Consider the following 21,025-nt stretch of genomic DNA (forward strand, 5'->3'; position numbering starts at 1 on the left):
ATACACCGTGTTTGTGGAGTCCCCATGCTTGAGCAGGAATTCAATCGACTCGCCGCCGAGGGTTACAACCGTATTCCGGTTACGCTCGAAACCTTCGCCGATCTCGATACACCGCTTTCGATCTACCTGAAACTGGCCAACGCGCCTCATACCTATCTGCTTGAATCCGTGCAGGGTGGAGAGCGTTTCGGTCGTTATTCCATCATCGGCCTAGCGGCGACCAAGCGCATCGAAGTGCGTGGCCGCTCGCTGCAAGTCATCGGCGGTAGCGAAGTGGTCGATGCGCATGAAGACATCGACCCGCTGCAATACATCACTGAGTTCATGGCCGCCATTCACGTGCCGCCCCGTGACGGTTTGCCGCGGTTTGCCGGCGGCCTGGTGGGCTGCTTCGGCTACGACACGGTGCGCTACATCGAGCCGCGCCTGGGCCCGTGCTCCAAGCCCGACGCGCTCGATACGCCGGATATCGTGCTTCTGCTGTCCGAAGAAATCGCCATCGTCGACAACCTGTCGGGCAAGCTCACCCTGGTGGTTTATGCCGACCCGACGAGCGAGGGCGCATACGCAGCAGCGCGCACTCGCATTGCGCAGTTGCTCGCACGCCTGCGAGAGCCGGTGACGATTCCGTCGGAAATGGCGACCACATCGCAACCTGCCGTATCGAGTTTTGGCGAAGAGGGCTTCAAGGATGCCGTGCGCCGCACCAAGCAATACATCGTCGATGGCGATGTGATGCAGGTCGTGCTGTCGCAGCGCATGAGCAAGCCGTATTCGGCCAGCCCGTTGGCGCTGTACCGCGCCATTCGCTCGCTCAACCCGTCGCCGTACATGTTCTATTTCGATCTGGGCGACTTCCACGTGGTCGGGGCCTCGCCGGAAATTCTGGTGCGGTTGGATGATGAGCCGGGTGGAAGCCGCGTGACCGTCCGCCCGATTGCAGGCACGCGCCGACGTGGTGCCACACCCGAGGAAGACCTCGCACTCGAACGTGAACTGCTGTCCGACCAGAAAGAGCTCGCCGAGCATCTGCAGCTGCTCGATCTGGGGCGTAACGACGCCGGCAGGGTGGCCGAGATCGGTACCGTCAAGGTGACCGAGCGCTTCACCATCGAGCGTTATTCGCACGTGATGCACATCGTCTCCAACGTCGAAGGTGCGCTGCGCAAGGATCTCAATGCGATGGCCGTGCTGCGCGCGACCTTCCCGGCGGGCACGGTTTCGGGCGCGCCCAAGGTGCGTGCGATGGAAATCATCGACGAGATGGAGCCGGTCAAACGCGGCATCTACTCCGGTTCGGTGGGTTACCTGGGTTTTCATGGCGAAATGGATCTGGCCATCGCGATCCGCACGGCGGTCATCAAGGATGGTCAGATTCACGTGCAGGCCGGTGCCGGCATCGTGGCCGATTCCAATCCCGATGCCGAATGGCAGGAAACGCAGAGCAAGGCGCGCGCCATGCTCAGGGCGGCCGAGATGGCCGAGGCAGGGCTCGACACGCAGGCGGACTGATCATGACTGCGAGTTGCCCCACACAGATTTCCCCCGTATTGACGCCACAGCATGCAATGGCGAGCGCTCTCGCTTGCCTGCGTTCGTGCCTGCTTAGTTTCCAAGGAGCTTGATCATGCTGCTGATGATCGACAACTACGACAGCTTCACCTACAACCTCGTGCAGTACTTTGGCGAGCTGGGCGCGAACGTGCGGGTGTTTCGCAATGACGAGATCGATCTGGCCGGCATCGCCCAGCTGGCTCCCGAGCAACTGGTGATTTCGCCGGGGCCGTGTTCGCCGGCGGAGGCCGGTGTCTCGGTCGCGGCGATTCGCGAGTTCGCAGGCAAGATTCCGTTGCTCGGCGTATGCCTGGGGCATCAGAGCATCGGCGCTGCTTTTGGCGGCAAGATCGTGCATGCGCAGCAACTGATGCACGGCAAGACCTCGCCTGTGCACCACCACGGCCTGGGCGTTTTTCGTGGCCTGCCCAATCCGCTGACCTGCACACGCTATCACTCGCTCGCGATCGAGCGAGCCAGCTTGCCCGACTGCCTCGAGATCACGGCATGGACGGATGACGGCGAGATCATGGGCGTTCGTCACAAGACACTGGCCGTCGAAGGGGTGCAGTTTCACCCCGAATCGATCCTGACCGAGCAGGGCCATGCGCTACTGAAGAATTTTCTGGATGAACACGTTCCGGCCTGATGGCCCGGCTGGAATGTTTTCCTCACCGGAGTGAGACCATGAGCATTACCGCGCAGGAAGCCCTGCAACGCACCATCGATCACCGCGAAATCTTTTACGACGAGATGCTGTCGCTGATGCGCCAGATCATGGCCGGCGAAATTTCGCCGGTGATGACCGCCGCCATTCTCACCGGCCTGCGCGTCAAGAAAGAAACCATCGGTGAAATCACCGCTGCCGCGACGGTGATGCGCGAGATGTCGACCAAAGTCGTGGTGCCGGCGCCGCACGAGCATTTTCTCGACGTGGTGGGTACCGGCGGTGATGGCTCGCAGACCTTCAATATCTCGACGGCCACGATCTTCGTCGCTGCAGCAGCCGGTGCGCGCGTAGCCAAGCACGGCGGACGCAGCGTTTCGTCCAAATCCGGCGCGGCCGACGTTCTGGAGGCGCTTGGCGCCAATCTGGCGCTGTCACCTGAGCAGGTCGCAGCGTGTGTCGAAGCGACCGGTGTGGGCTTCATGTTCGCGCCGAATCACCACAGCGCCATGAAGAACGTTGCGCCGGTGCGCCGCGAGATGGGCGTACGCACCATCTTCAATATCCTCGGCCCGCTGACCAACCCGGCGGGGGCGCCAAACACGCTGATGGGCGTGTTCCATGCCGATCTGGTGGGCATTCAGGTGCGCGTGATGCAGCGTCTGGGCGCGAATCACGTGCTCGTCGTGCATGGGCTGGACGGCATGGATGAGGTCAGTCTCGGCTCCGCCACGCGCGTGGGCGAGCTGAAGAACGGTGAGGTCACCGAGTACGAGATTCACCCCGAGGATTTCGGCATTGCCATGTCGGGCACGCGCAACATCCAGGTGGCGGACGCCGATGCGTCGCGCGAGATGTTGCTCGGGGCGCTCGACAACCGGGAGGGCCCCGCGCGCGAGATCGTCGTCTTCAATGCCGGCGTGGCCCTGTATACGGCCAACCTGGTGCCGGACATCGGCGCAGGTATCAAGCGCGCGCGCGAAGTGCTGGTCAGTGGCGCTGCCCGCGCCAAGCTTGACTCCTTCGTGCGCTTCACCCAGTCGTGCGCAAAGGCCAAAGCATGAGCGACATTCTCGAACGCATTCTGGCCGTCAAACGCGAGGAGGTGGCGCACGGCAAGCAAGTCATTTCGCTCGCCAAGCAGCGCGACCTGGCCGCCTCTGCCGTGCCCGTGCGCGGCTTTGTGGCCTCGATGAGGGCGCGTATCGAGGCAGGGGATTCCGCGGTGATCGCCGAGATCAAGAAGGCGAGCCCGTCCAAGGGCGTGATTCGTGCCGATTTTCATCCGGCGGAAATCGCGGCGAATTATGAGGCCGCCGGTGCGGCGTGCCTGTCGGTGTTGACCGATCGCGATTTCTTCCAGGGTGCCACCGAGTATTTGCAACAGGCACGCGCGGCTTGTGCCTTGCCGGTGCTGCGCAAGGATTTCCTGGTGGATGTGTGGCAGGTGTATGAGGCGCGTGCCATGGGTGCCGACGCCATTCTGTTGATCGCGGCAGCGCTCGATCTGGATCAAATGCGCGAGTTCGAATCGATCGCGCATGATCTTGGCATGGGTGTGCTGGTGGAAGTTCACGATGGCGCGGAACTTGAGCTGGCCCTACAACTGTCTACCCCGCTCATTGGCATCAACAACCGCAATCTGCGCACTTTCGACGTGACTCTGCAAACCACTCTCGAATTGCTCGACCGTATCCCGGACGAGCGCATCGTCGTCACGGAATCCGGCATTCTCGCGCCGGGCGACGTTGCGCAGATGCGTTCGCACGACGTGCATGCCTTTCTCGTGGGCGAGGCCTTCATGCGCGCTGATGATCCCGGCACGGCGCTGCGCGCGCTGTTCGGCCGGGGTGAATGACGGTCGCCAAACGCTCAACCCCCTCCATCAGCGTACGGCGTGTTCTCGTCGGCACGCTGCTTGCCCTCATCGCGTTGCCGGTGGTGTTCGGCGCTTGGCTGCTGACGACGCAGTCGGGTGCGTTGCTGGCGCTTGATCTGGCACGTCGTACAACGGGCATCGCGCTGCAGGTGGATGGCCTCACCGGGCGCCTGATCGGCCCTCTGTCGTTCGAGCGTCTGTCCGTCGATATGCCTGACTTGCGGGTGGAAACCGGCCCGGTCGGCATCGACTGGAGCCCGTTGAGCCTGATCCGCGGCCGCGTGCAGATCGATTCGCTCACGGTCGAGACGGTAAGCGTGGCCATGCGCCCAACCGAGCCCAGCGAGCCTGAGCCGCTGGAAATGCCCAATATCCAGTTGCCCATGTATGTGCAGGGCGAGCTTGCGGTGGGTAGTGTCGTCATCGTGCCGTGGGATGAGCAGGACGAGCGCAGCCCCCTTGGTTTTTCGGGCATCCGCGCGGGCCTGTCCGGCGAATCGGGTGTTCAGCGCATTGACCGCTTCGAGATCACTACGCCATGGGCCGAGGCCGGTCTTTCCGCAAGCTTCGACACCAACCCTTTCCCGCACGCGTTGTTGGCGCAAGGCACTGTCAGTGCCCAAGTCGACGGACGCGACTTCCGTGCGGCATTCGACGTCGATGGCGATCTGGGGCGGCTGAATGCACGGCTCAATGGTGAAGGTGCCGAACTGACCGGCAGCGCCGAGGCTGTGCTCACCCCGTTTGACGCTTTCCCCTTGCACACGCTGCAACTTGCGCTAGACGGGCTGGATCCGTCGGCCTTTGCCGCTGGCGCCCCGACTGCCACCCTCGGTCTGAATGCGCAACTGGCCACGGGTAGCGATGGCGTGCTGGGCGGCGATGTGCAGGTGCGCAATGCGCGGCCATTGCGCGTGGATGAAAACGGCGTGCCGGTCCAAGCGCTGAGCACTCGCGTCAGAGCTTCCGAAGAGTTCGTCGAGCTCGAAGAGCTTGAGGTGCAGTTGTTTGGCGGCGGCACGTTGACCGGTACGCTGTCGGCGCAATTGCATGAAGCCGGGCAATTGCCGTCGGTGGTGGCTGCGCTGGCGGCTACGGCCATCGACCCGTCCAAGCTGCATGCCGAGGCACCGCAGGGCAGCGTCCAGCTCGACCTGAATGCCGATTTCCGTGACGACGATCAACTCCAATTGGCGTGGACGTTCGGCAAGAGCCGGTTGTATGGCATGGCGCTGGCGGGCAAGGGGCGGGTGCGGGCGGACGGCATGCATGTGCCCGACGCGGATGTCGATGTCTCGCTCGGCCCGAGCCGTCTGACCGCGCGCGGTGCATGGGGTAAGGCCGGCGACGCACTGAATCTGACGCTGGTGGCACGCCGCATCGAGCAACTCCGCCTTGGTATCTCCGGCAATGCCGATGTGAAAGCCACGCTGCGTGGTACGCCGGATGCTCCGGCCGGGCAATTCACCGCACGCGCCGAAAGCCTGCGCCTGCAGGATGGTGTTGGCGCGCAACGCATTACGGCCGAGGGCTCGTTGGCGACGGGTATCGGTGATCCACTCAAGCTTGTCGTCGAGGTGACTGGGGTTGGCGACAGGGAGTCACGATGGGTTGAGCAGGCGCGGGCGCAACTCTCCGGTTCACGCCTAGCCCACACCTTCTCGCTGGATGCTGCGACGCCGGAAGGTGATCGTCTGCAGGTGGGGCTCGAAGGCGGTCAGCCCAAGGACGGCGCGCTGGCATGGAGAGGCGAACTGCAGCGTTTTCAGCTCAATGGTCGCTTGCCGTTGCGGCTTGAAGCCCCCGTTTCGCTGACGGCTTCGCCACAGCGCGCGGCCTTGGCGGCAGCGCGTTTCGTAGCCGGCAAGGAAGGTCGCGTTGTGCTGGATGAAACCAGCTGGTCGCCCGAGCGAATCCGTGCAGTGGGTCACCTCACCGGGCTGGCCATCATTGAAGAGGTTTCCGGCACTCCAAGCCGCTGGGCCGACCCGCTTACCCTTGGCGCTGAGTGGGAGATCGAACTGACCAGTCAGGCCGAGGGCCAATTGCGGGTGTATCGCGAGTCGGGCGACATCACCATCCCGGGCGAGTTGAGCACGCGCGTCGGGTTGCAGCACCTCGAAGCGGTGATCGTGGCGTCCGGTGAGCGATTGGCGGCATCGCTCGACGCCAGCGGTACCGAGATGGGCACGCTCAGCGGCTCGGCCACTGCCTTGCTTGAACGAGATTCTGAAGCGGGTTGGCGTCTCGCGCCCAACGGTGATCTGCTCGGTTCGGTGCAATTCGACATGCCGTCCATTTCCTGGTTGTCGCGTCTGATGCAGCAGGAGACGGTGCTTGACGGCGCATTGAGTGCGCAATTTTCCGTAGTGGGGACCCCGGCAGAGCCGCAAGCCAGCGGACGTATCACCGGTGAAGGCTTGTCCATGACGCTCGTGGAGCATGGCGCGCAGTTGTCAGGCGGCGAATTGCTCGCTGAGTTTGATCGTGATCGGCTGTATTTGCGCCGCTTGGAATTCGTATCCGCCAATCGGGTGCGCCCGCCCGATCGACGTGTGCCGTTCGAGGCCCTGACTCGCGAGCCCGGCAGGCTGACTGCGTCCGGCGAAGTGGCTCTCGACAGCGGTGAAGGACGGTTCTCGTTCGAAGCCGATCGCCTGCCGATCCTGCAGCGCACGGATCGCTGGTTGTTGATGTCGGGTTCGGGTTCCGCTGTCAGTACGTGGACCTCGCTGTCGCTGGAAGCCTTTTTCCGCGCCGATGCGGGCTACATTGAGTTTTCCGAATCGCCGCCGCCGAGCCTGTCTGAAGACGTCGTCATTCTGGGCACCGAGGAGCCGGCGGGCGAAGGCTTGCAAGTCAGTGCCGCGGTAACCGTGTCGCTGGGCGATGCCCTGTATTTGTCCGCTCTTGGTCTGGATACGCGTCTGGCCGGGGATCTGCAACTGCGCTTGCGGCCCGGTGATGCCCTCTCGGCGACGGGCACCATCTCTACTGAAGGTGGGGTGTATCGCGGGTATGGTCAGAGTTTGTCGATCGACCGTGGCGTCATCAACTTCCAGGGGGCGCTCGATAATCCGGGGCTTAACGTCGTGGCTCTACGCAAGGGGTTGGCGGTGGAGGCGGGTGTGGCCGTCACCGGCAGCGCGCGTCGTCCGGTGGTCAGGCTGGTGTCGGAGCCCGAAGTGCCCGACCCCGACAAGCTTTCATGGATCGTGCTGGGCCGGGGGCCGACTGCAGGGGGCGGTGCCGATTTGAGTCTGCTGCTGCCTGCGGCACAGGCCTTGCTGGGAGGGCCGGGCGGCGGCATGACCGAGCAGCTTCAACGCAGTCTCGGGCTCGACGAGTTCGGTATCGGCCAGTCCACGTCAGGCATCGGTCGCGTGCAGACCAGCCGAGTGGTTGGAAGCGGGACCACCGTGACTGGTGAGAGCGACCTGAGCGGCCAGGTGCTGACTTTGGGGCGCCGGGTAGGTGAAGATTTGAATGTTTCCTTCGAGCAAAGTCTCAGCGGAGCCGAAAGTCTGGTTTTCCTGACGTATCAACTTACACGACGAATTGCGGTGGTAGCCCGTGGCGGCAGCGATAATGCCGCGGACCTGTATTACACAATCACCTTCCGCTAGATACAGAGATGTGCAGGCCGGAGGTCAAAGGGAGAACTGCAATGAGCAATGCAACGGAAGCCGGTCGCATCCAGATGGCCATCTTGGGCGGGGGGTGCTTCTGGTGTACCGACGCGGTGTTTCGCGAAGTGGAGGGGGTGAGCAAGGTCGAGCCGGGCTACTGTGGCGGCAAGACCGAGCACCCGACGTATCGCGAGATCTGCGAAGGCGACAGCGGCCACGCCGAGGTCGTGCGCATCAGCTTCGACCCGGATGTGGTCTCATACCGTGATCTGCTCGAAATCTTCTTCGCCACCCACGACCCTACAACGCTCAACCGTCAGGGCAATGACGTGGGTACCCAGTACCGTTCGGCGATCTTCCCGATGAGCGAAGATCAACTGCATGACGCGGCGGCGATCATGGCCGAGCTGGAGGCCGAAGGCGTGTTTCCCTCGTCTGTGGTGACGAGCATCGAACTGCCGGCGCCGTTCTGGCCGGCGGAGGATTATCACTTCGACTTCTTCGCCAACAATCCGGATCAGCCGTATTGCCAGTATGTCGTGGCGCCGAAGCTGGCGAAGTTCCGCGCCAAATTCGCCGACCGTCGCAAGCGTTGATCAAAGGCTTGCGACGAACACCACCAACACGCCCAGCGGCGTGCCATAGCGCGTCATCACCTCCCACAGACCAAAGCGTGCCGGGCTCAGTCCGAGCTCTTTGCGCACGCTTTGGCGCTCCAGACACCAGGCCATGAACACGATCGCGCCGAGGCCGGTGAGGGGCAGCAGGAATTTGCTGGTGAAGTAGTCCAGCAAATCGAAAATGTTCAGGCCGCCAAGTTGCACGCCTTGCCACAGGTTGAACGACAGCAGCGCGGCGATACCCAGCAGCCACGTTGCCACACCAATCGTGATGGTGGCTTGGGGACGGTTGAGTCGTGTGCGTTCTTCAGTGAATTCGACCACTGGTTCGATCAGCGAGATGGCCGAGGTCAGCGCGGCAAAGGACAGCAAAAGGAAGAACGCGGTGGCGAGCAGATCCCCGCCGGCGATGGCCCCAAAGCCAACGGGCAGGGTGATGAACAGCAGTCCGGGGCCGGAGTCGGGGGCCAGACCGTGGGAAAACACCACGGGGAAGATCACGAAGCCCGCTGCCAGCGCAAAGACCGTGTCGAGCACGATGACGCTTCGCGCAGTGGAAAGCAGATCGACCTCGCGGCCAAGGTACGACCCGTAGGCCATCATGATCCCCATGCCCAGCGACAGCGTGAAGAAAGCATGCCCCAGTGCGGCGATGACTACATCTGTGTCGAGCTTGCTCCAGTCCGGGTGGAACATGTAGCGGATGGTCGGGGCAAAGCCCTCGGTGCTCATGCCATGCGCCACCAGCCCGATGAGCAGCACCGCCAATGCGGGCATCAGCAACTTCGCGGCACGCTCGATGCCTCGGGTAACGCCGAAGGCGACGATCCCCACGGTCAGCGCCATGAACACCGTGTGCCAGCCCAGCAGCGTTGCCACGGATGCCAGCATGCCCTCGAAGTTCGCTTGTGACGCGGCGGGCGCGAGGCCCGTGAAACTGCCGCTGGCTGCGCCGAAGATATACGCCAGCGACCAGCCGCCAATGACGCTGTAGAACGAAAGAATCAGAAAAGCGGCGATGACGCCCGCCACGCCGACGGCTACCCATGCGCGAGAGCGCCCGTTGACGTGTGCAAGATGGCTCATGGTGCTGACCGGGTTGCGCTGCCCGCGACGCCCCAGCAGCCACTCGGCCGTGAGAATGGGCAGGCCGATGATCAGGATGCACAGCAGATACACCAGCACGAACGCTGCACCGCCGCTCTGGCCCACCATGTAGGGAAACTTCCAGATGTTTCCGAGGCCGACGGCGGAGCCGGTAGCGGCGAGGATGAATCCTATGCGGGAGCTCCATTGTGCGTGTGCGGTGATCGCGGACATCGCTTCGGCCTTATGGAAGTGGAGTCAGGGTCAGGTGGTGGATTCGACGATATCGAGAATCGCGCTTCCGTAGGCTTCGAGTTTGCGGTCGCCAATGCCTGAGATCGAGCCCAGCGCCGACAGCGATTCGGGCCGCGCAATGGCGATTTCGCGCAGCGTTGCGTCCTGGAAGATCACGTAGGCCGGCACGTTGCGTTCGCGCGCGGTCTCCGCCCGCCATGCGCGTAGGCGGTCGAACAAGGTTTGTGGCACGCCGTCGGGAATGTCCAGCACGCGGCGGCGGGTTGAGCGGGCGCGCTTCTTTTCGGGAGGAATACGCAGTTCGAAGCCAGCTTCGCCACGCAACACCGGCCGGGCGTCATCGGTCAAGATCAGCGCGTTGTGGCGGTCATGGTCGACGGCCAGCAAGCCACGGGCAACCAGCTGGCGGAACAGCGTGCGCCAGGTCTTCTCGTCGAGTTCAGCGCCGATTCCGAAGGTGCTGACTGCGTGATGTTCCCATTCGGCGACCTTCTCGGTGCGCTCGCCGCGCAGCACGTCGATCAGGTGGCCGGCGCCAAAACGTTGCCCTGTGCGGAACACGCAGGACAGCGCCTTGCGCGCCGATTCGGTGGCATCCCAGGTACGCGGCGGGCTCAGGCAGTTGTCGCAGTTGCCGCAGGGGGCGGAATCCTCGCCGAAATGCGCCAGCAGATGCTGCCGTCGGCAGGTCACGGATTCGACCAGCCCCACGAGGGCATCCAGCCTTGCCCGGGCACGTCGTTTGAAGTCTTCGCCGCCTTCCGACTCGTCGATCATGCGGCGTTGCTGCACGACATCCTGTGCCCCCCAGGCCATCCAGGTTTCGGCCGGCAAACCATCGCGGCCGGCGCGGCCGGTCTCCTGGTAATAGCCCTCGATGGAGCGGGGCAGATCGAGGTGGGCGACAAAACGCACGTCGGGTTTGTCGACCCCCATGCCGAAGGCAATGGTCGCCACCATCACGATGCCGTCCTCTCGCAGAAAGCGCGTCTGGTTGGCGGCACGCACTTCGGTGCCCAGGCCGGCGTGATAGGGCATTGCATCGATGCCCTGTTCGGCGAGCCAAGCGGCGGTTTCTTCCACCTTGCGACGCGACAGGCAATACACGATGCCCGATTCGCCTTGATGGTCGTTGCGGATGAAGTGCAGCAACTGGTTGCGTGGGTTGTCCTTGTCGTCGATGCGATAGCGGATGTTCGGGCGGTCGAAGCTGGAAATGAAGCGCCGTGCTTCGCCAAGCTGCAGGCGCGCGACGATCTCCTCGCGGGTTTCCGGGTCGGCCGTTGCCGTCAGTGCGATGCGGGGTACGCCGGGAAAACGCTCGTGGAGCACCGAGAGCTGGAGGTACTCGGGGCGAAAGTCATGCCCCCACTGGGATACGCAATGCGCTTCGTCGATGGCGAACAGCGCGATGCGCTCCTCGCGATGCATGCGCTCGAACGTGCCCAGCATGCGGCCGCTCAGCAGGCGTTCGGGTGCCACGTACAGCAAATTCAGCTCGCCAGCCAACAGTTGCTGGCTGACCTGATTCATTTCGTCCAGCGACTGGCTCGAGTTGAGGTAAGCCGCTGCAACGCCGGCCTCCTGCAAGGCGCTGACCTGATCCTGCATCAACGCGATCAACGGCGACACCACGATGGCCGTGCCCGTGCGCAGCAGGGCGGGTACCTGGTAGCACAGCGATTTGCCGCCGCCGGTCGGCATCAGGACAAGTGCATCCCCGCCGTGGCTCACATGTTCAATGATTGACTGCTGAGCGCCGCGAAAGGCGGTGTAGCCGAACACGTGTTCGAGGATGTGAAGCGGGGAGGGGGGCGTGCTGGATATCATATAGGGCGCCATTTTACGCCCTTCGTGAGATTGCACCGGCGTACATCTTGTCCATTGTTGACGACATGACGGAGTTGGAAGATAGTGCCCCGTAAGTTGCGATTAAGTTACTCAAGAGTCATGGAAGCATGGATTCCAAACGCACAACCGACGCCACCGCCTTTTTCGCTGCCTACCCGCACCTCGCACGAATCGACGAGATGTGGGGCACCGCGCAATGCCGCAAGCTGCTGCTGGAGCTGCTGAGCGATTCGCGTGACGGTGCGCGCAAGGGCTTCGAGCCAGAGCACGCTTCGACGATCTTCCGCATGCTCAACGAGCATGACGAGAAGTTCAATCATCTCGACAACCCGGACACCGTGACTTGGTGGCAGGACAACCCCGGTGGCGGTGGCGGCCTTCGGTGAGCCGCGTTCGCTCCAGTCAGACTTGTGCAGGGCCGCTTTCAGGCGGCCCTGATCTTTTTCAGCAAGGCCGTGGTCGAGCGCTCATGCTCGAACGGGATGGAGTGCACCTGCCCACCCCATGCAAGCACTTCGGGGGCGCCGACGATATCTGTGGGGGCCCAGTCTCCTCCTTTTGCCAGCACTTCAGGTCGCAGTTCGAGGATGCGCTGGATCGGGGTGTCCTCGTCGAACCAGGTGACCAGATCCACGCACTCCAGTGACGCCATCAGCGCCATCCGGTCTTCGAGCACATTCACCGGACGATCATCGCCTTTCCCCAGGCGCTTTACCGAGGCATCGGTGTTCAACGCGACGACCAAGGATCGGCCGAGCGACTTGGCGCGGGCAAGGTAGGTCACGTGGCCGCGATGAAGAATGTCGAAACAGCCGTTGGTAAACACCAGCGGCCGTGCCAAAGACGCCGCCTGCAGCGCAAGATCGGACGGGGAGCAGAGTTTGCGTTCGAATGACGGGGGGGCAGACATGGCGGGCATAGAAGGTTGAGCAGCCGGCAGTGTAACGGCAGCAAGCTCGGCGCGCGATGCTGCTGGTCAATGCATCGCGGGCACGCCCGCTTCGTCACGCCACTCACGCATTGCCACTACCGTGTCGTCGAGGGAGCTGAACATACGAATTCCCTCGAGTTGAGGCGGTTTTTTCGGGAAAGCGCTGCCGCCAGCCCAAAGCGATACCGGGCTGGGCAGACGGCTGCGCAGTGAGTTCAACCCCTCAATGGCCTGTCGTAGCGGGTAAGCGCTGCTGAACGACAATGCGACGATGTCGAAGCGTCCCTCGGCAGCTGCTTTGCAGATTCCGTTCAGCGGCGTTTGAGTACCCAGCGACACGCAGCTGGCGCCTTCGGGCACCAGCATGGCTTCAACCATCAACAGCCCCAAGCCGTGCAGTTCGTCGGGGAAGGTCGTGAGCAACACGCGGGGGCGGGCTGCGGTGTCCGGTTGCGAGCTGATGATTGCATTTCGCAGCACATTCTGTACTTGTTCGGCGTACATGTGCTCTTGCGGCACATCAATATCGCCCCGCATCCATGCGTTGCCGATGGTGACGTTCAGAATACTCAGCGTCTCCGAAACGAAGCGCTGCAGGCCGAGTTTAAGCAAGAGTTGTTGCATCGTTGCGCGCAATTCGAGATGACGATGCATGCGCACCAGTTCGAGAAAAGCGGCTTCATCGATGTTCAGGGCCGGCGGCTCAGTCCGCGGGGCGTTCTGTTCCAGTTGGCGCAACAGTTCATCCATCGATGCGTGGATGAGCCCTGCGGGGCGGCGGCCTTGGTCGAGCAGTCGACGGATGGCCCGCAACTTCTCGACGTCGAGACTGCTGTACAGGCGGTTGCCATGTTCGTCGCGCACTGGCGCGGGAAAGCCGTAACGACGTTCCCATACCCTCAGGGTGTCCTTCGGGAGGCCCGTATCGCGCTCAACCGCTGCGATGTTAAGCAGTGTTGGTTGTTCTGTTTCGTTCTTCATTTTGTCCTGGACAAACGCTTGACTTATGTTTCCAGTGCCCATATCTTGGCGGCATGTACCCGATTTGTCCAGGACAAAAATGACCACCCTGAAAACTTCGAATCTGCGGTCAATGCTGGTGCTTGCTCTAGGGATACTGCTCAGTAGCGCTGCTCTGTGGCTTTCCGAAGGCTCCGCTGGAGCTTCGGAAGGCAACTCGCCTGCTGTTGCTTCCTACGAAAGTGTACAGGACAGAACTGAAGTCTTGGATTTGGACACCCAGATATTTCTGCATCGTCATGGCCTTGGCGCCATGAACGCTCAAGGTTCTCGTTGAAGTGGTGCAGCCATGGCCGGGCGACAACCGCCGACTCGCTGGTTTCGGCGGTCATGGAGAGGCCTTTCAGGGTGAGTGCATCGACGTGAAGTGTTCGTTGCGGGAGAGCAATCGTGGACATGGGTGAGATCGGCCGCAGCGGCGTTGCAGGTCAGCGCATCGCGGTCATCGGGTCGGGTATAGCGGGGCTGGCTTCTGCCTGGCTGTTGTCTCGCCAAGCACGCGTCACGCTTTTTGAGGCGGGAGATTACTTCGGCGGGCATTCAAATACTGTCGAAGCCGAGGTGGACGGTGCCAAGTTCGGCGTCGATACCGGCTTTCTCGTGTTCAACGAGCGAACCTACCCGAACCTGTGTGCCTTGTTCGATGCGTTGGAGGTTCCGATAGCGCGTTCGGAGATGTCGTTCAGCGTGAGCTTGCAGTCACCTGATGTAGAGTGGGCCGGCTCCGATCTGAGTACCGTATTCGCGCAGCTTGGCAATCTTGTGCGGCCGGCGATGTGGCGAATGCTGACGGACATCCTGCGCTTCAATCGTAAAGCCACCGCTATGGCCATCGGCGCTGACGCGCCGGACATGACGCTCGGCGAGTATTTGCGTAGAGCTCGCTACAGCGAAGAATTCCGTGATTGGTATTTGCTGCCCATGGCGGCCTCGATCTGGTCTTGCCCGACGCAGGCGATGCAAGACTACCCCTTGAAAACCTTCGTCCGGTTTTGCCACAACCACGGCCTGCTCCAGGTCTTCAATCGACCGCAATGGCTGACGGTGGCCGGAGGTTCGCGCGAGTATGTGCGACGCATGCTGCAAGGCATCCCGGATGCACGATTGAATCAGCCGGTCGACCGCGTGATACGTGATGCCGACGGAGTGTGGCTATTCTCGAAAGGCGAGCGAGAGCGTTTCGATCAGGTGATTTTCGCGTGCCACTCCGATCAGGCGCTTTCGATTCTGGGGGACGGGGCCACACAAGCCGAGCGCGAAGTTCTGGGGGCCGTGCGCTATCAGCGCAACAAAGCCGTCTTGCACACGGACATCAGCCTGCTGCCGCGGCGCCGTAGCGTCTGGTCGGCGTGGAATTACCTTTCCGGCAAAGGGCTCCACGGCGAGCGCCCGGTTTCCGTGAGCTATCTGCTCAATCTCCTGCAACCCTTGCCCTGTCACTCGCCGGTAGTGGTTTCACTAAACCCGTTTGATGAGCCCGCAGAAGCCAATCGCATCGCGAGCTTTGAGTACGCTCACCCGGTTTTCGATCCAGCCGCCATCGCGGCTCAGCAGGTCCTCCCGGCGTTGCAAGGCAAGCATCACAGTTGGTTTGCCGGCGCCTGGACTGGTTACGGTTTCCATGAAGACGGTTTGAAGTCCGCTCTGCGGGTGGCAGAGGCGCTCGGTGTCGCTGCGCCGTGGGCCCCTCAGCATGCACCCACGGTGAGCGCATGACGTCCGCACTGCAGCCGAGCGTGTTCTTCGGTGCCGTGATGCACGAGCGCCGGCTTCCGGCCGTAAATCGATTCGTTTATCGGATGGCGTGGCTACGCATGCCGTTGTCGAAGCTCGACACGTGTGCGAACGCCTTGCTGGGCATTGATCGGAGAGCTGTCTTCTCTCTGCGCAGCGCAGACTACGGCCCTCGTGACGGTTCTGCCTTGCTGCCCTGGATTCGCGGGCTGCTGGCCTCGCATGGGCTGGCTTCTCAAACGGGCGGTGAGGTGGTTCTTCAAACCATGCCGCGCCTGTTCGGATACGTCTTCAACCCCGTGAGCTTCTGGTTCTGCCACGACCCGGCAGGGGAGCTCCGTGTGGTGTTGGCTGAGGTCAACAACACCTTTGGCGAGCGGCATAACTACTTGATTCATCACCCGGACGTCCGGCCGATCCAAAACGGTGACGAGTTGTTTGCGCGCAAGGTTTTTCACGTGTCTCCCTTCTTCGATGTCAGCGGTGAGTACCGCTTCGGCTTTGGATCACGCGAGGCCTTGCGGTATGTGACGATCGATTACTTCGTCGACGGCGAATTGCAGCTTGCAACCCGCATCGCCGGTGCCGGTCAGCCGCTCGAAATATCAGCCATGCGCAAGTGGCTGTTCCGTTTTCCCTTGATGACCTTGGGCGTGATCGCCCGTATACATTGGCAAGCGCTGCGCTTGTGGTTCAAGAAAGTGCCGTTCTTCCGCAAACCCCGGCTCCCCTTTGAGGAAACCACGCGATGAGTTCTAACGAACAGATTATCGGTGCGCAGCGTTCGGCTGCGCCCGCACTCTCTGCCCCATCGGCGACCCGGCTCGCTCTACAAATGCTCGAAGCTCTCCAAGGCGGGGCCTTGATCATTGAATTGCCGGGAGGCCAGCAAGTGCGTGTAGGGCAGGGGGGCGTGGTATCGCACCTGCGTGTGCGTGACCACGCCGTATTCGGTGCCGTGTTGGCTCGTGGCGACATCGGTCTTGCCGAGGCCTGGATGGATGAGCTGTGGGAATGCGACGACCTTGCTGCCACGCTTGGTTTGCTGGCCTCCAACCGGGAAGTGCTGCAGCGCGCCATCTACGGAAACCCGTTGCGCTTGCTGGCTGCGCGGATGTGGCACTTGCTGCGAGCCAATACCCGAAGCGGCTCCCGTCGCAATATCGAGGCGCATTACGACCTCGGCAACAGCTTTTATTCGCTGTGGCTCGACGAGACGATGACCTACTCCGCTGCAGTTTTCGAATCGCAGGATGAGCGGCTTGCAGAGGCGCAGCACCGCAAGTACCGCAGGATTCTGGGTCGGCTGGGGGCGCGTCCGGGGCAGACCATTCTCGAAATCGGCTGTGGTTGGGGAGGGTTCGCCGAAATCGCGGCACATGAATACGGTTGCCATGTGCACGGTCTGACGCTTTCGCCCGCGCAGCAGGAATATGCTGAGCAGCGTGCGCAGTGGTCTGGCTTTCTGGATCGAGCATGCTTTGAGTTGCGAGATTACCGCGATATCAAAGGGCAGTACGACCACGTCGTTTCGATCGAAATGATAGAAGCGGTGGGCGAGGGCTACTGGCCGTTGTTCTTCGCGCGAGTTGCCGATTTGCTGAAGCCGGGCGGGCGTTGCGTCATTCAATCCATCACGATTGCGGACGAGCTCTTCGCCAAGTATCGCCGCGGCACTGACTTCATCCAGCGATACATCTTTCCTGGAGGCATGTTGCCTTCGCCCGCGCAGATCCAGCGTCATGCCGCTGCTGCCGGGTTGATCGACGGCGGCGACTTCGCCTTTGGTCGTGATTACGCACGCACCCTGCGGCAGTGGCATGCTGCATTCAACGCCCACGAGCCGGAAGTACGTGAGCAGGGGTATTCAATGCGCTTCATTCGCATGTGGCGCTTCTACCTGGCGTACTGCGAGGCCGGATTCATGGCCGGCGACATCGATGTGCATCAGTACGAGTTCGTGCGTGCTTGAGTCGGTGCTGCGCCGAGCGGGGGTGTCGTTCGTCTTGGCGCTGTCGTGCGTCTGGGCTGGCGCGTCGGCGTCGTGGACGGCATCGCGCCTTGAGCCATTGAGCACCGCGAGCTGGCAAGTGCTCGGTGAGGCCGAAATGCGCTGGCTGGGCTTTCGTCTTTATGACGCAGCGTTGTGGGTGCCCTCGGGGCAAGCGTGGTCGAGCAGCGCGCCCTTCGCTTTGGAGATCCGCTACGCGCGTGCCATCAAGTCGCAACGCCTGGTGGATGCAAGCCTGGATGAAATGGAGCGCCTGGGGCTCGCAAGTGCCGAGCAGCGCTTGGCCTGGAGGCCGCTTCTTGCTGCCGCTTTCCCCGATGTGGAGCCTGACGACGTCATCGTCGGCATGCGTGACGTTCGTGGTCACGTGAGTTTCTTTCACCGGGGGCTGCCGACGGCCGTCATCGATGATCCGGCTTTCGCCGCTGCCTTTTTCGCGATTTGGCTCGATGAGCGAACGCGCGAACCTGCGATGAGAGCTCGCCTGCTGGGCGATTCCAGTGTGCCCTGACCGAGAGCAGGGCGGGTCAGACTCACCCCTGTTCGGGGTGTTGATGTACGGATTTCTAGGCTTGCCATTGGCATTCGCGGCGCTGCCGATATACGTACATGCCCCGAGTCTTTATGCAGGTTCGCTGGGTGTGCCGCTTGCGACGGTCGGGTTCGTGCTGCTGCTGGTGCGTGTTGCCGACGCAGTCACCGATCCCCTGTTGGGCGGCGTGAGTGACCGCTACGCGCACCGGCGCGTTTTCATCTTGCTGTCCTTGCCGCTGCTCGCATCGGGCATGGTGACGCTGCTGGCCCCTCCGGGTGATGCGGGTGCTGTCTGGTTGGGCGCGTCGTTGCTCATCGTCAGCCTGGGGTTCTCGCTGGCGACAATCAATTACAACGCATGGGGCGCCGAGGCGGCGAAAAACCCGCGTGACAGCATGCGCCTCGTGGCCGCGCGCGAAGCATGTGCGCTGATCGGGGTCGTGCTCGCCGCGGTTTTGCCCAGTGTGCTGTCTGCAGACGAGCTTGCAGGCTTGAGGCGCACGCTCTGGGTGTTCGTTCCGGTGCTTGCCTTGTGTGCGGGGCTCACATTGCACTATGGGCCAAAGCCGGTTGCTGCGCCTGACCGCGATAGGGCCATGTTCAGCGGACTGCTCGCCGCCTGGCATCACAAGCCGTTTCGCCAGTTGCTGGCGGTGTTTGCGGTAAGCGGTGTGGCGGCGGCCATTCCGGCTTCGACCGTGCTTTTCTTTGTTGCGGATGTGCTGGGTGCCAAGGCCTGGGCCGGAGCTTTTCTGGCGCTGTACTTCATCGCAGGAGCCTGCAGCATGCCTCTGTGGGTACGCGCTGCCGCAAGTGTTGGCAAGGTTCGAGCGTGGTTGGCCTCCATGCTGTTGTCGGTCATGGTGTTTGCCTGGGCGGTTTCGTTGGCCGGTGGTGATCTTGTGGCGTACGGCGTGATCTGCGTGCTCTCGGGCATTGCGCTGGGCGCCGATTTGGCGCTGCCGCCAGCCATGCTGGCTGACTTGTTGAAGCGGGATTTTCCACACGGTCATGCCCGTGCAGGGGCGTGGTTCGGTTGGTGGAACTTCGTCACCAAGGCAAACCTGGCTATCGCGGCAGGCATCGCTTTGCCGCTTCTGGGGGTGTTCGGGTACGCGCCGGGTGCAACGGACGCTGGGGCGTTGATCGCTTTGGCCGTCGTCTATGCAGGCTTGCCTTGCGTGGCAAAACTGGTGGCCGCGGCTTTGGTGTGGCGCATGCAACATCAACTTGATTTTGAAGGGCGATTGAAATGAAGAAATTCTTGTGCATGCTGGCCGGAATGGTGGGGCTTTCGGGGTGTGGGTCTGTGGACGTTCAGCGGTATGTGGACCAACAGCCGCGGCTTGATCTGCGCGAATACTTCGATGGGACGCTGGATGCTCACGGGATTTTCCAGGGTCGATCCGGTGAGATCGTCAAGCGTTTTCACGTATTGATCGAGGCCTCGTGGAATGGTGACGTAGGCACTCTGGATGAGTTCTTCACCTACTCGGATGGCACGACGCAGCGCAGGGTATGGACGATCACTCGCCACGGCGACGGACGTTACACGGGCACTGCCGACGACGTGGTCGGTGAGGCGCAGGGAGAAGCGGCGGGCAACGCGCTTCGCTGGCGGTACGTGCTGGCATTGCCGGTGGGCGACAAGGTGTACAACGTTGATTTCGACGACTGGATGTTCTTGATGGACGAGCGTGTGATGTTGAACCGCTCGCGCATGAGCAAGTTCGGGGTATCTCTGGGCGAAGTCACGCTCTCCTTCTACAAGCGGGGTTCATGATGTCCATGAACCAGCCGATCAAGGAGTGGGGCGGGCGCCGTGTGTGGATCGTCGGTGCCTCCAGTGGCATTGGTGCCGCGTTGGCCGAAGCGCTCGCGGCGCGTGGAGCCCGGCTTGCTCTTTCCGCTCGAAGCCGTGAGGGGCTCGAGAACGTCGCGGCACGCTGTCAAGGGGCCGTGGTGGTTCCCATGGATGTAACCATCAGTGCCGATCACGCGCGTGCTGAAGCCGAAGTGGCTGAGGCGCTGGGCGGCATTGATGTGGCCATCTTCAACGCTGGCACGTATGTTCCGATGCGCGCGTGGGAGCTTGAGCCGGCGTTGATTCAGGCTACTGTGGATACCAATCTCACCGGCATCATGGAAGGGGTTGCCGCCGTTACAGGGCGCATGCTTGAACGTGGTGAAGGCACTATCGCCATCGTCGGGAGTGTTGCAGGGTACAAAGGTCTGCCCAAGGCGGCAGTGTACGGGCCAACCAAAGCAGCGCTGATCAACTTTGCCGAGGTGCTGTATCTCGATCTGGCACCGCATGGCATTGATGTCTTTCTCGTCAATCCCGGCTTCGTCGATACGCCGCTTACCGCGAACAACGATTTCCGTATGCCGGCGCTCATTTCGGCTGACGAAGCGGCTCAGTCAATCGTTGAAGGCTTTGCCTCCGGCAGGTTCGAGATTCACTTCCCCAAGCGTTTCACCCTTGCCCTCAAGCTGATGTCGCGCTTGCCGCGTTGTGTGTATTTCTGGTTGGTGCGAAAAGGAACGGGCTTGTGAGTGAGCGTCTCGATCGAATCGTCGAATTTTACGAACACCTGACACGCGATCGAATTGCGGATGTACGGGTTCTTTATTCCGACGATGCGCTGTTCAAGGATCCATTCAATGACGTGGTGGGGCACACCGCGATCGAGCGCATTTTTCATCACATGTTCGATCAGTTGGAGCACCCCGTCTTCCGGGTGTCAAAGCAACTGGAGGAGGGGGCCGATGCGCTGCTCGAATGGAGCTTCAGCTTTTCGCTGTCGGGACGAGCAATTAAGGTCTCGGGAGCCAGCATGTTGCGTTTCGCAGAAGATGGGCGTGTTCAGACGCATCGGGACTATTGGGATCCTGCCGAAGAGCTGTATTCGAAACTGCCCGGAATCGGCATCGTGTTCCGCTGGCTGCAGCGACGAATGTCAGCTGCTGCCCAATGAATCTCGATGATCGTGTCTGGTGGCTGCTTCCAGAACGTCTCACAACGTGACTAAAGTTTGATCTGGATCATGGACTTGCCAAAAAAATCGTCTTGCCGCGCTGAAAGCGCTTGTGGCACACTCCGACCCAGCATTCGGAAAAGCGCGCCACTACAAGATCTAAAACGATACAAGAGCGCGCAAACCGATCCATCGCGTCAGGAAGTTGGGGAACGACCTGGAAAGGCGGAATGTGGCTTGGGGGTCGTAACTCGGTAGTAGCTTCTCGGTGAATGT

20 protein-coding genes are annotated in these 21,025 nt (G+C 61.9%); 16 read left to right on the top strand and 4 right to left on the bottom strand.

Annotation, left to right across the window (positions count from 1 at the left end; genetic code table 11):
- The first annotated feature begins 24 nt into the window (after positions 1-24).
- The 6 genes from trpE (at position 25) to msrA (ending at position 8,325) form a co-directional block, all read left to right on the top strand.
- Positions 25-1,512, top strand: coding sequence for an anthranilate synthase component I (trpE, locus tag AC6H0W_RS09480; RefSeq protein ID WP_497576917.1), 1,488 nt, complete (start codon positions 25-27; stop codon positions 1,510-1,512).
- A gap of 115 nt (positions 1,513-1,627) precedes the next feature.
- On the top strand, positions 1,628-2,203 hold the full coding sequence (locus AC6H0W_RS09485) for an aminodeoxychorismate/anthranilate synthase component II (protein WP_497576918.1): 576 nt from the start codon (positions 1,628-1,630) through the stop codon (positions 2,201-2,203).
- A 38-nt stretch (positions 2,204-2,241) separates the two neighbouring features.
- A complete protein-coding gene (gene trpD / locus AC6H0W_RS09490; RefSeq protein ID WP_497576919.1) occupies positions 2,242-3,285 on the top strand; it encodes an anthranilate phosphoribosyltransferase in 1,044 nt (347 codons plus the stop codon).
- Positions 3,282-4,079 carry an indole-3-glycerol phosphate synthase TrpC gene (gene trpC, locus AC6H0W_RS09495; protein ID WP_497576920.1) on the top strand — a complete coding sequence of 266 codons (798 nt, stop codon included), beginning with the start codon at positions 3,282-3,284 and terminating at the stop codon, positions 4,077-4,079. The genes trpD and trpC overlap by 4 nt, the downstream gene beginning before the upstream one ends.
- The gene (locus tag AC6H0W_RS09500) at positions 4,076-7,726 is read left to right on the top strand and encodes a translocation/assembly module TamB domain-containing protein (protein WP_497576921.1); all 3,651 of its coding nucleotides are present in this window, start codon (positions 4,076-4,078) and stop codon (positions 7,724-7,726) included. Before trpC ends, AC6H0W_RS09500 begins: the two co-directional genes overlap by 4 nt.
- 41 nt (positions 7,727-7,767) lie before the next feature.
- Positions 7,768-8,325 carry a peptide-methionine (S)-S-oxide reductase MsrA gene (msrA, locus tag AC6H0W_RS09505; RefSeq protein ID WP_497576922.1) on the top strand — a complete coding sequence of 186 codons (558 nt, stop codon included), beginning with the start codon at positions 7,768-7,770 and terminating at the stop codon, positions 8,323-8,325.
- Here the strand turns inward: msrA and AC6H0W_RS09510 are convergent, their stop codons facing one another.
- Both AC6H0W_RS09510 and recQ read right to left on the bottom strand, forming a co-directional pair.
- Positions 8,326-9,669 (bottom strand): sodium-dependent transporter, encoded by a 1,344-nt coding sequence (locus AC6H0W_RS09510; protein ID WP_497576923.1) that lies wholly within the window; start codon positions 9,667-9,669, stop codon positions 8,326-8,328.
- Positions 9,670-9,699: 30 nt separating this feature from the next.
- Positions 9,700-11,532, bottom strand: a complete 1,833-nt coding sequence (gene recQ, locus AC6H0W_RS09515; protein WP_497576924.1) for a DNA helicase RecQ — start codon at positions 11,530-11,532, stop codon at positions 9,700-9,702.
- A 116-nt stretch (positions 11,533-11,648) separates the two neighbouring features.
- Between recQ and AC6H0W_RS09520 the strand changes: the two genes are divergently transcribed.
- Positions 11,649-11,927, top strand: coding sequence for a hypothetical protein (locus AC6H0W_RS09520; protein WP_497576925.1), 279 nt, complete (start codon positions 11,649-11,651; stop codon positions 11,925-11,927).
- Between the two features lie 38 nt (positions 11,928-11,965).
- On the opposite strand, the gene rfaE2 is transcribed toward AC6H0W_RS09520, so the two are convergent.
- Together rfaE2 and AC6H0W_RS09530 are read right to left on the bottom strand one after the other, a co-directional pair.
- Positions 11,966-12,451 carry a D-glycero-beta-D-manno-heptose 1-phosphate adenylyltransferase gene (gene rfaE2, locus AC6H0W_RS09525; protein ID WP_497576926.1) on the bottom strand — a complete coding sequence of 162 codons (486 nt, stop codon included), beginning with the start codon at positions 12,449-12,451 and terminating at the stop codon, positions 11,966-11,968.
- 66 nt (positions 12,452-12,517) lie between these two features.
- A complete protein-coding gene (locus AC6H0W_RS09530) occupies positions 12,518-13,540 on the bottom strand; it encodes a MerR family transcriptional regulator (RefSeq protein WP_497576927.1) in 1,023 nt (340 codons plus the stop codon).
- Between AC6H0W_RS09530 and AC6H0W_RS09535 the strand changes: the two genes are divergently transcribed.
- The 9 genes from AC6H0W_RS09535 to AC6H0W_RS09575 all read left to right on the top strand — a co-directional run bounded on the left by AC6H0W_RS09535 (position 13,533) and on the right by AC6H0W_RS09575 (position 20,749).
- Entirely contained in the window at positions 13,533-13,769 is a 237-nt protein-coding gene (locus AC6H0W_RS09535) for a hypothetical protein (protein WP_497576928.1), read from the top strand. The genes AC6H0W_RS09530 and AC6H0W_RS09535 overlap by 8 nt on opposite strands.
- A 119-nt stretch (positions 13,770-13,888) precedes the next feature.
- Positions 13,889-15,208: an NAD(P)/FAD-dependent oxidoreductase gene (locus tag AC6H0W_RS09540; RefSeq protein WP_497577340.1), complete on the top strand. Its 1,320-nt coding sequence runs from the start codon at positions 13,889-13,891 to the stop codon at positions 15,206-15,208.
- Positions 15,205-15,978, top strand: coding sequence for a DUF1365 domain-containing protein (locus AC6H0W_RS09545; protein WP_497576929.1), 774 nt, complete (start codon positions 15,205-15,207; stop codon positions 15,976-15,978). The genes AC6H0W_RS09540 and AC6H0W_RS09545 overlap by 4 nt, the downstream gene beginning before the upstream one ends.
- 83 nt (positions 15,979-16,061) lie before the next feature.
- Positions 16,062-17,198, top strand: coding sequence for a class I SAM-dependent methyltransferase (locus tag AC6H0W_RS09550; protein ID WP_497576930.1), 1,137 nt, complete (start codon positions 16,062-16,064; stop codon positions 17,196-17,198).
- Positions 17,191-17,748, top strand: a complete 558-nt coding sequence (locus tag AC6H0W_RS09555) for a chalcone isomerase family protein (protein WP_497576931.1) — start codon at positions 17,191-17,193, stop codon at positions 17,746-17,748. Before AC6H0W_RS09550 ends, AC6H0W_RS09555 begins: the two co-directional genes overlap by 8 nt.
- A gap of 43 nt (positions 17,749-17,791) precedes the next feature.
- Positions 17,792-19,027, top strand: a complete 1,236-nt coding sequence (locus AC6H0W_RS09560) for an MFS transporter (protein WP_497576932.1) — start codon at positions 17,792-17,794, stop codon at positions 19,025-19,027.
- Positions 19,024-19,554: a DUF3833 domain-containing protein gene (locus tag AC6H0W_RS09565; RefSeq protein ID WP_497576933.1), complete on the top strand. Its 531-nt coding sequence runs from the start codon at positions 19,024-19,026 to the stop codon at positions 19,552-19,554. The genes AC6H0W_RS09560 and AC6H0W_RS09565 overlap by 4 nt, the downstream gene beginning before the upstream one ends.
- Positions 19,554-20,327 (top strand): SDR family NAD(P)-dependent oxidoreductase, encoded by a 774-nt coding sequence (locus tag AC6H0W_RS09570; protein ID WP_497576934.1) that lies wholly within the window; start codon positions 19,554-19,556, stop codon positions 20,325-20,327. Before AC6H0W_RS09565 ends, AC6H0W_RS09570 begins: the two co-directional genes overlap by 1 nt.
- The gene (locus tag AC6H0W_RS09575; RefSeq protein WP_497576935.1) at positions 20,324-20,749 is read left to right on the top strand and encodes a nuclear transport factor 2 family protein; all 426 of its coding nucleotides are present in this window, start codon (positions 20,324-20,326) and stop codon (positions 20,747-20,749) included. The genes AC6H0W_RS09570 and AC6H0W_RS09575 overlap by 4 nt, the downstream gene beginning before the upstream one ends.
- Positions 20,750-21,025: the final 276 nt, after the last annotated feature.

This window comes from Pseudazoarcus sp. NS20, assembly GCF_059703745.1.

Excerpts from the sequence above, each read along its gene's own strand:
- AC6H0W_RS09565 (WP_497576933.1), top strand. The coding sequence starts at position 19,024 with ATGAAGAAATTCTTGTGCATGCTGGCCGGAATGGTGGGGCTTTCGGGG.
- trpD (WP_497576919.1), top strand. The coding sequence starts at position 2,242 with ATGAGCATTACCGCGCAGGAAGCCCTGCAACGCACCATCGATCACCGC.
- AC6H0W_RS09520 (WP_497576925.1), top strand. The coding sequence starts at position 11,649 with ATGGATTCCAAACGCACAACCGACGCCACCGCCTTTTTCGCTGCCTAC.
- recQ (WP_497576924.1), bottom strand. The coding sequence starts at position 11,532 with ATGGCGCCCTATATGATATCCAGCACGCCCCCCTCCCCGCTTCACATC.
- AC6H0W_RS09535 (WP_497576928.1), top strand. The coding sequence starts at position 13,533 with ATGACCACCCTGAAAACTTCGAATCTGCGGTCAATGCTGGTGCTTGCT.
- trpE (WP_497576917.1), top strand. The coding sequence starts at position 25 with ATGCTTGAGCAGGAATTCAATCGACTCGCCGCCGAGGGTTACAACCGT.
- trpC (WP_497576920.1), top strand. The coding sequence starts at position 3,282 with ATGAGCGACATTCTCGAACGCATTCTGGCCGTCAAACGCGAGGAGGTG.
- AC6H0W_RS09540 (WP_497577340.1), top strand. The coding sequence starts at position 13,889 with ATGGGTGAGATCGGCCGCAGCGGCGTTGCAGGTCAGCGCATCGCGGTC.
- AC6H0W_RS09550 (WP_497576930.1), top strand. The coding sequence starts at position 16,062 with ATGCTCGAAGCTCTCCAAGGCGGGGCCTTGATCATTGAATTGCCGGGA.
- AC6H0W_RS09510 (WP_497576923.1), bottom strand. The coding sequence starts at position 9,669 with ATGTCCGCGATCACCGCACACGCACAATGGAGCTCCCGCATAGGATTC.
- AC6H0W_RS09485 (WP_497576918.1), top strand. The coding sequence starts at position 1,628 with ATGCTGCTGATGATCGACAACTACGACAGCTTCACCTACAACCTCGTG.
- rfaE2 (WP_497576926.1), bottom strand. The coding sequence starts at position 12,451 with ATGTCTGCCCCCCCGTCATTCGAACGCAAACTCTGCTCCCCGTCCGAT.
- AC6H0W_RS09500 (WP_497576921.1), top strand. The coding sequence starts at position 4,076 with ATGACGGTCGCCAAACGCTCAACCCCCTCCATCAGCGTACGGCGTGTT.
- msrA (WP_497576922.1), top strand. The coding sequence starts at position 7,768 with ATGAGCAATGCAACGGAAGCCGGTCGCATCCAGATGGCCATCTTGGGC.
- AC6H0W_RS09560 (WP_497576932.1), top strand. The coding sequence starts at position 17,792 with ATGTACGGATTTCTAGGCTTGCCATTGGCATTCGCGGCGCTGCCGATA.
- AC6H0W_RS09570 (WP_497576934.1), top strand. The coding sequence starts at position 19,554 with ATGTCCATGAACCAGCCGATCAAGGAGTGGGGCGGGCGCCGTGTGTGG.
- AC6H0W_RS09545 (WP_497576929.1), top strand. The coding sequence starts at position 15,205 with ATGACGTCCGCACTGCAGCCGAGCGTGTTCTTCGGTGCCGTGATGCAC.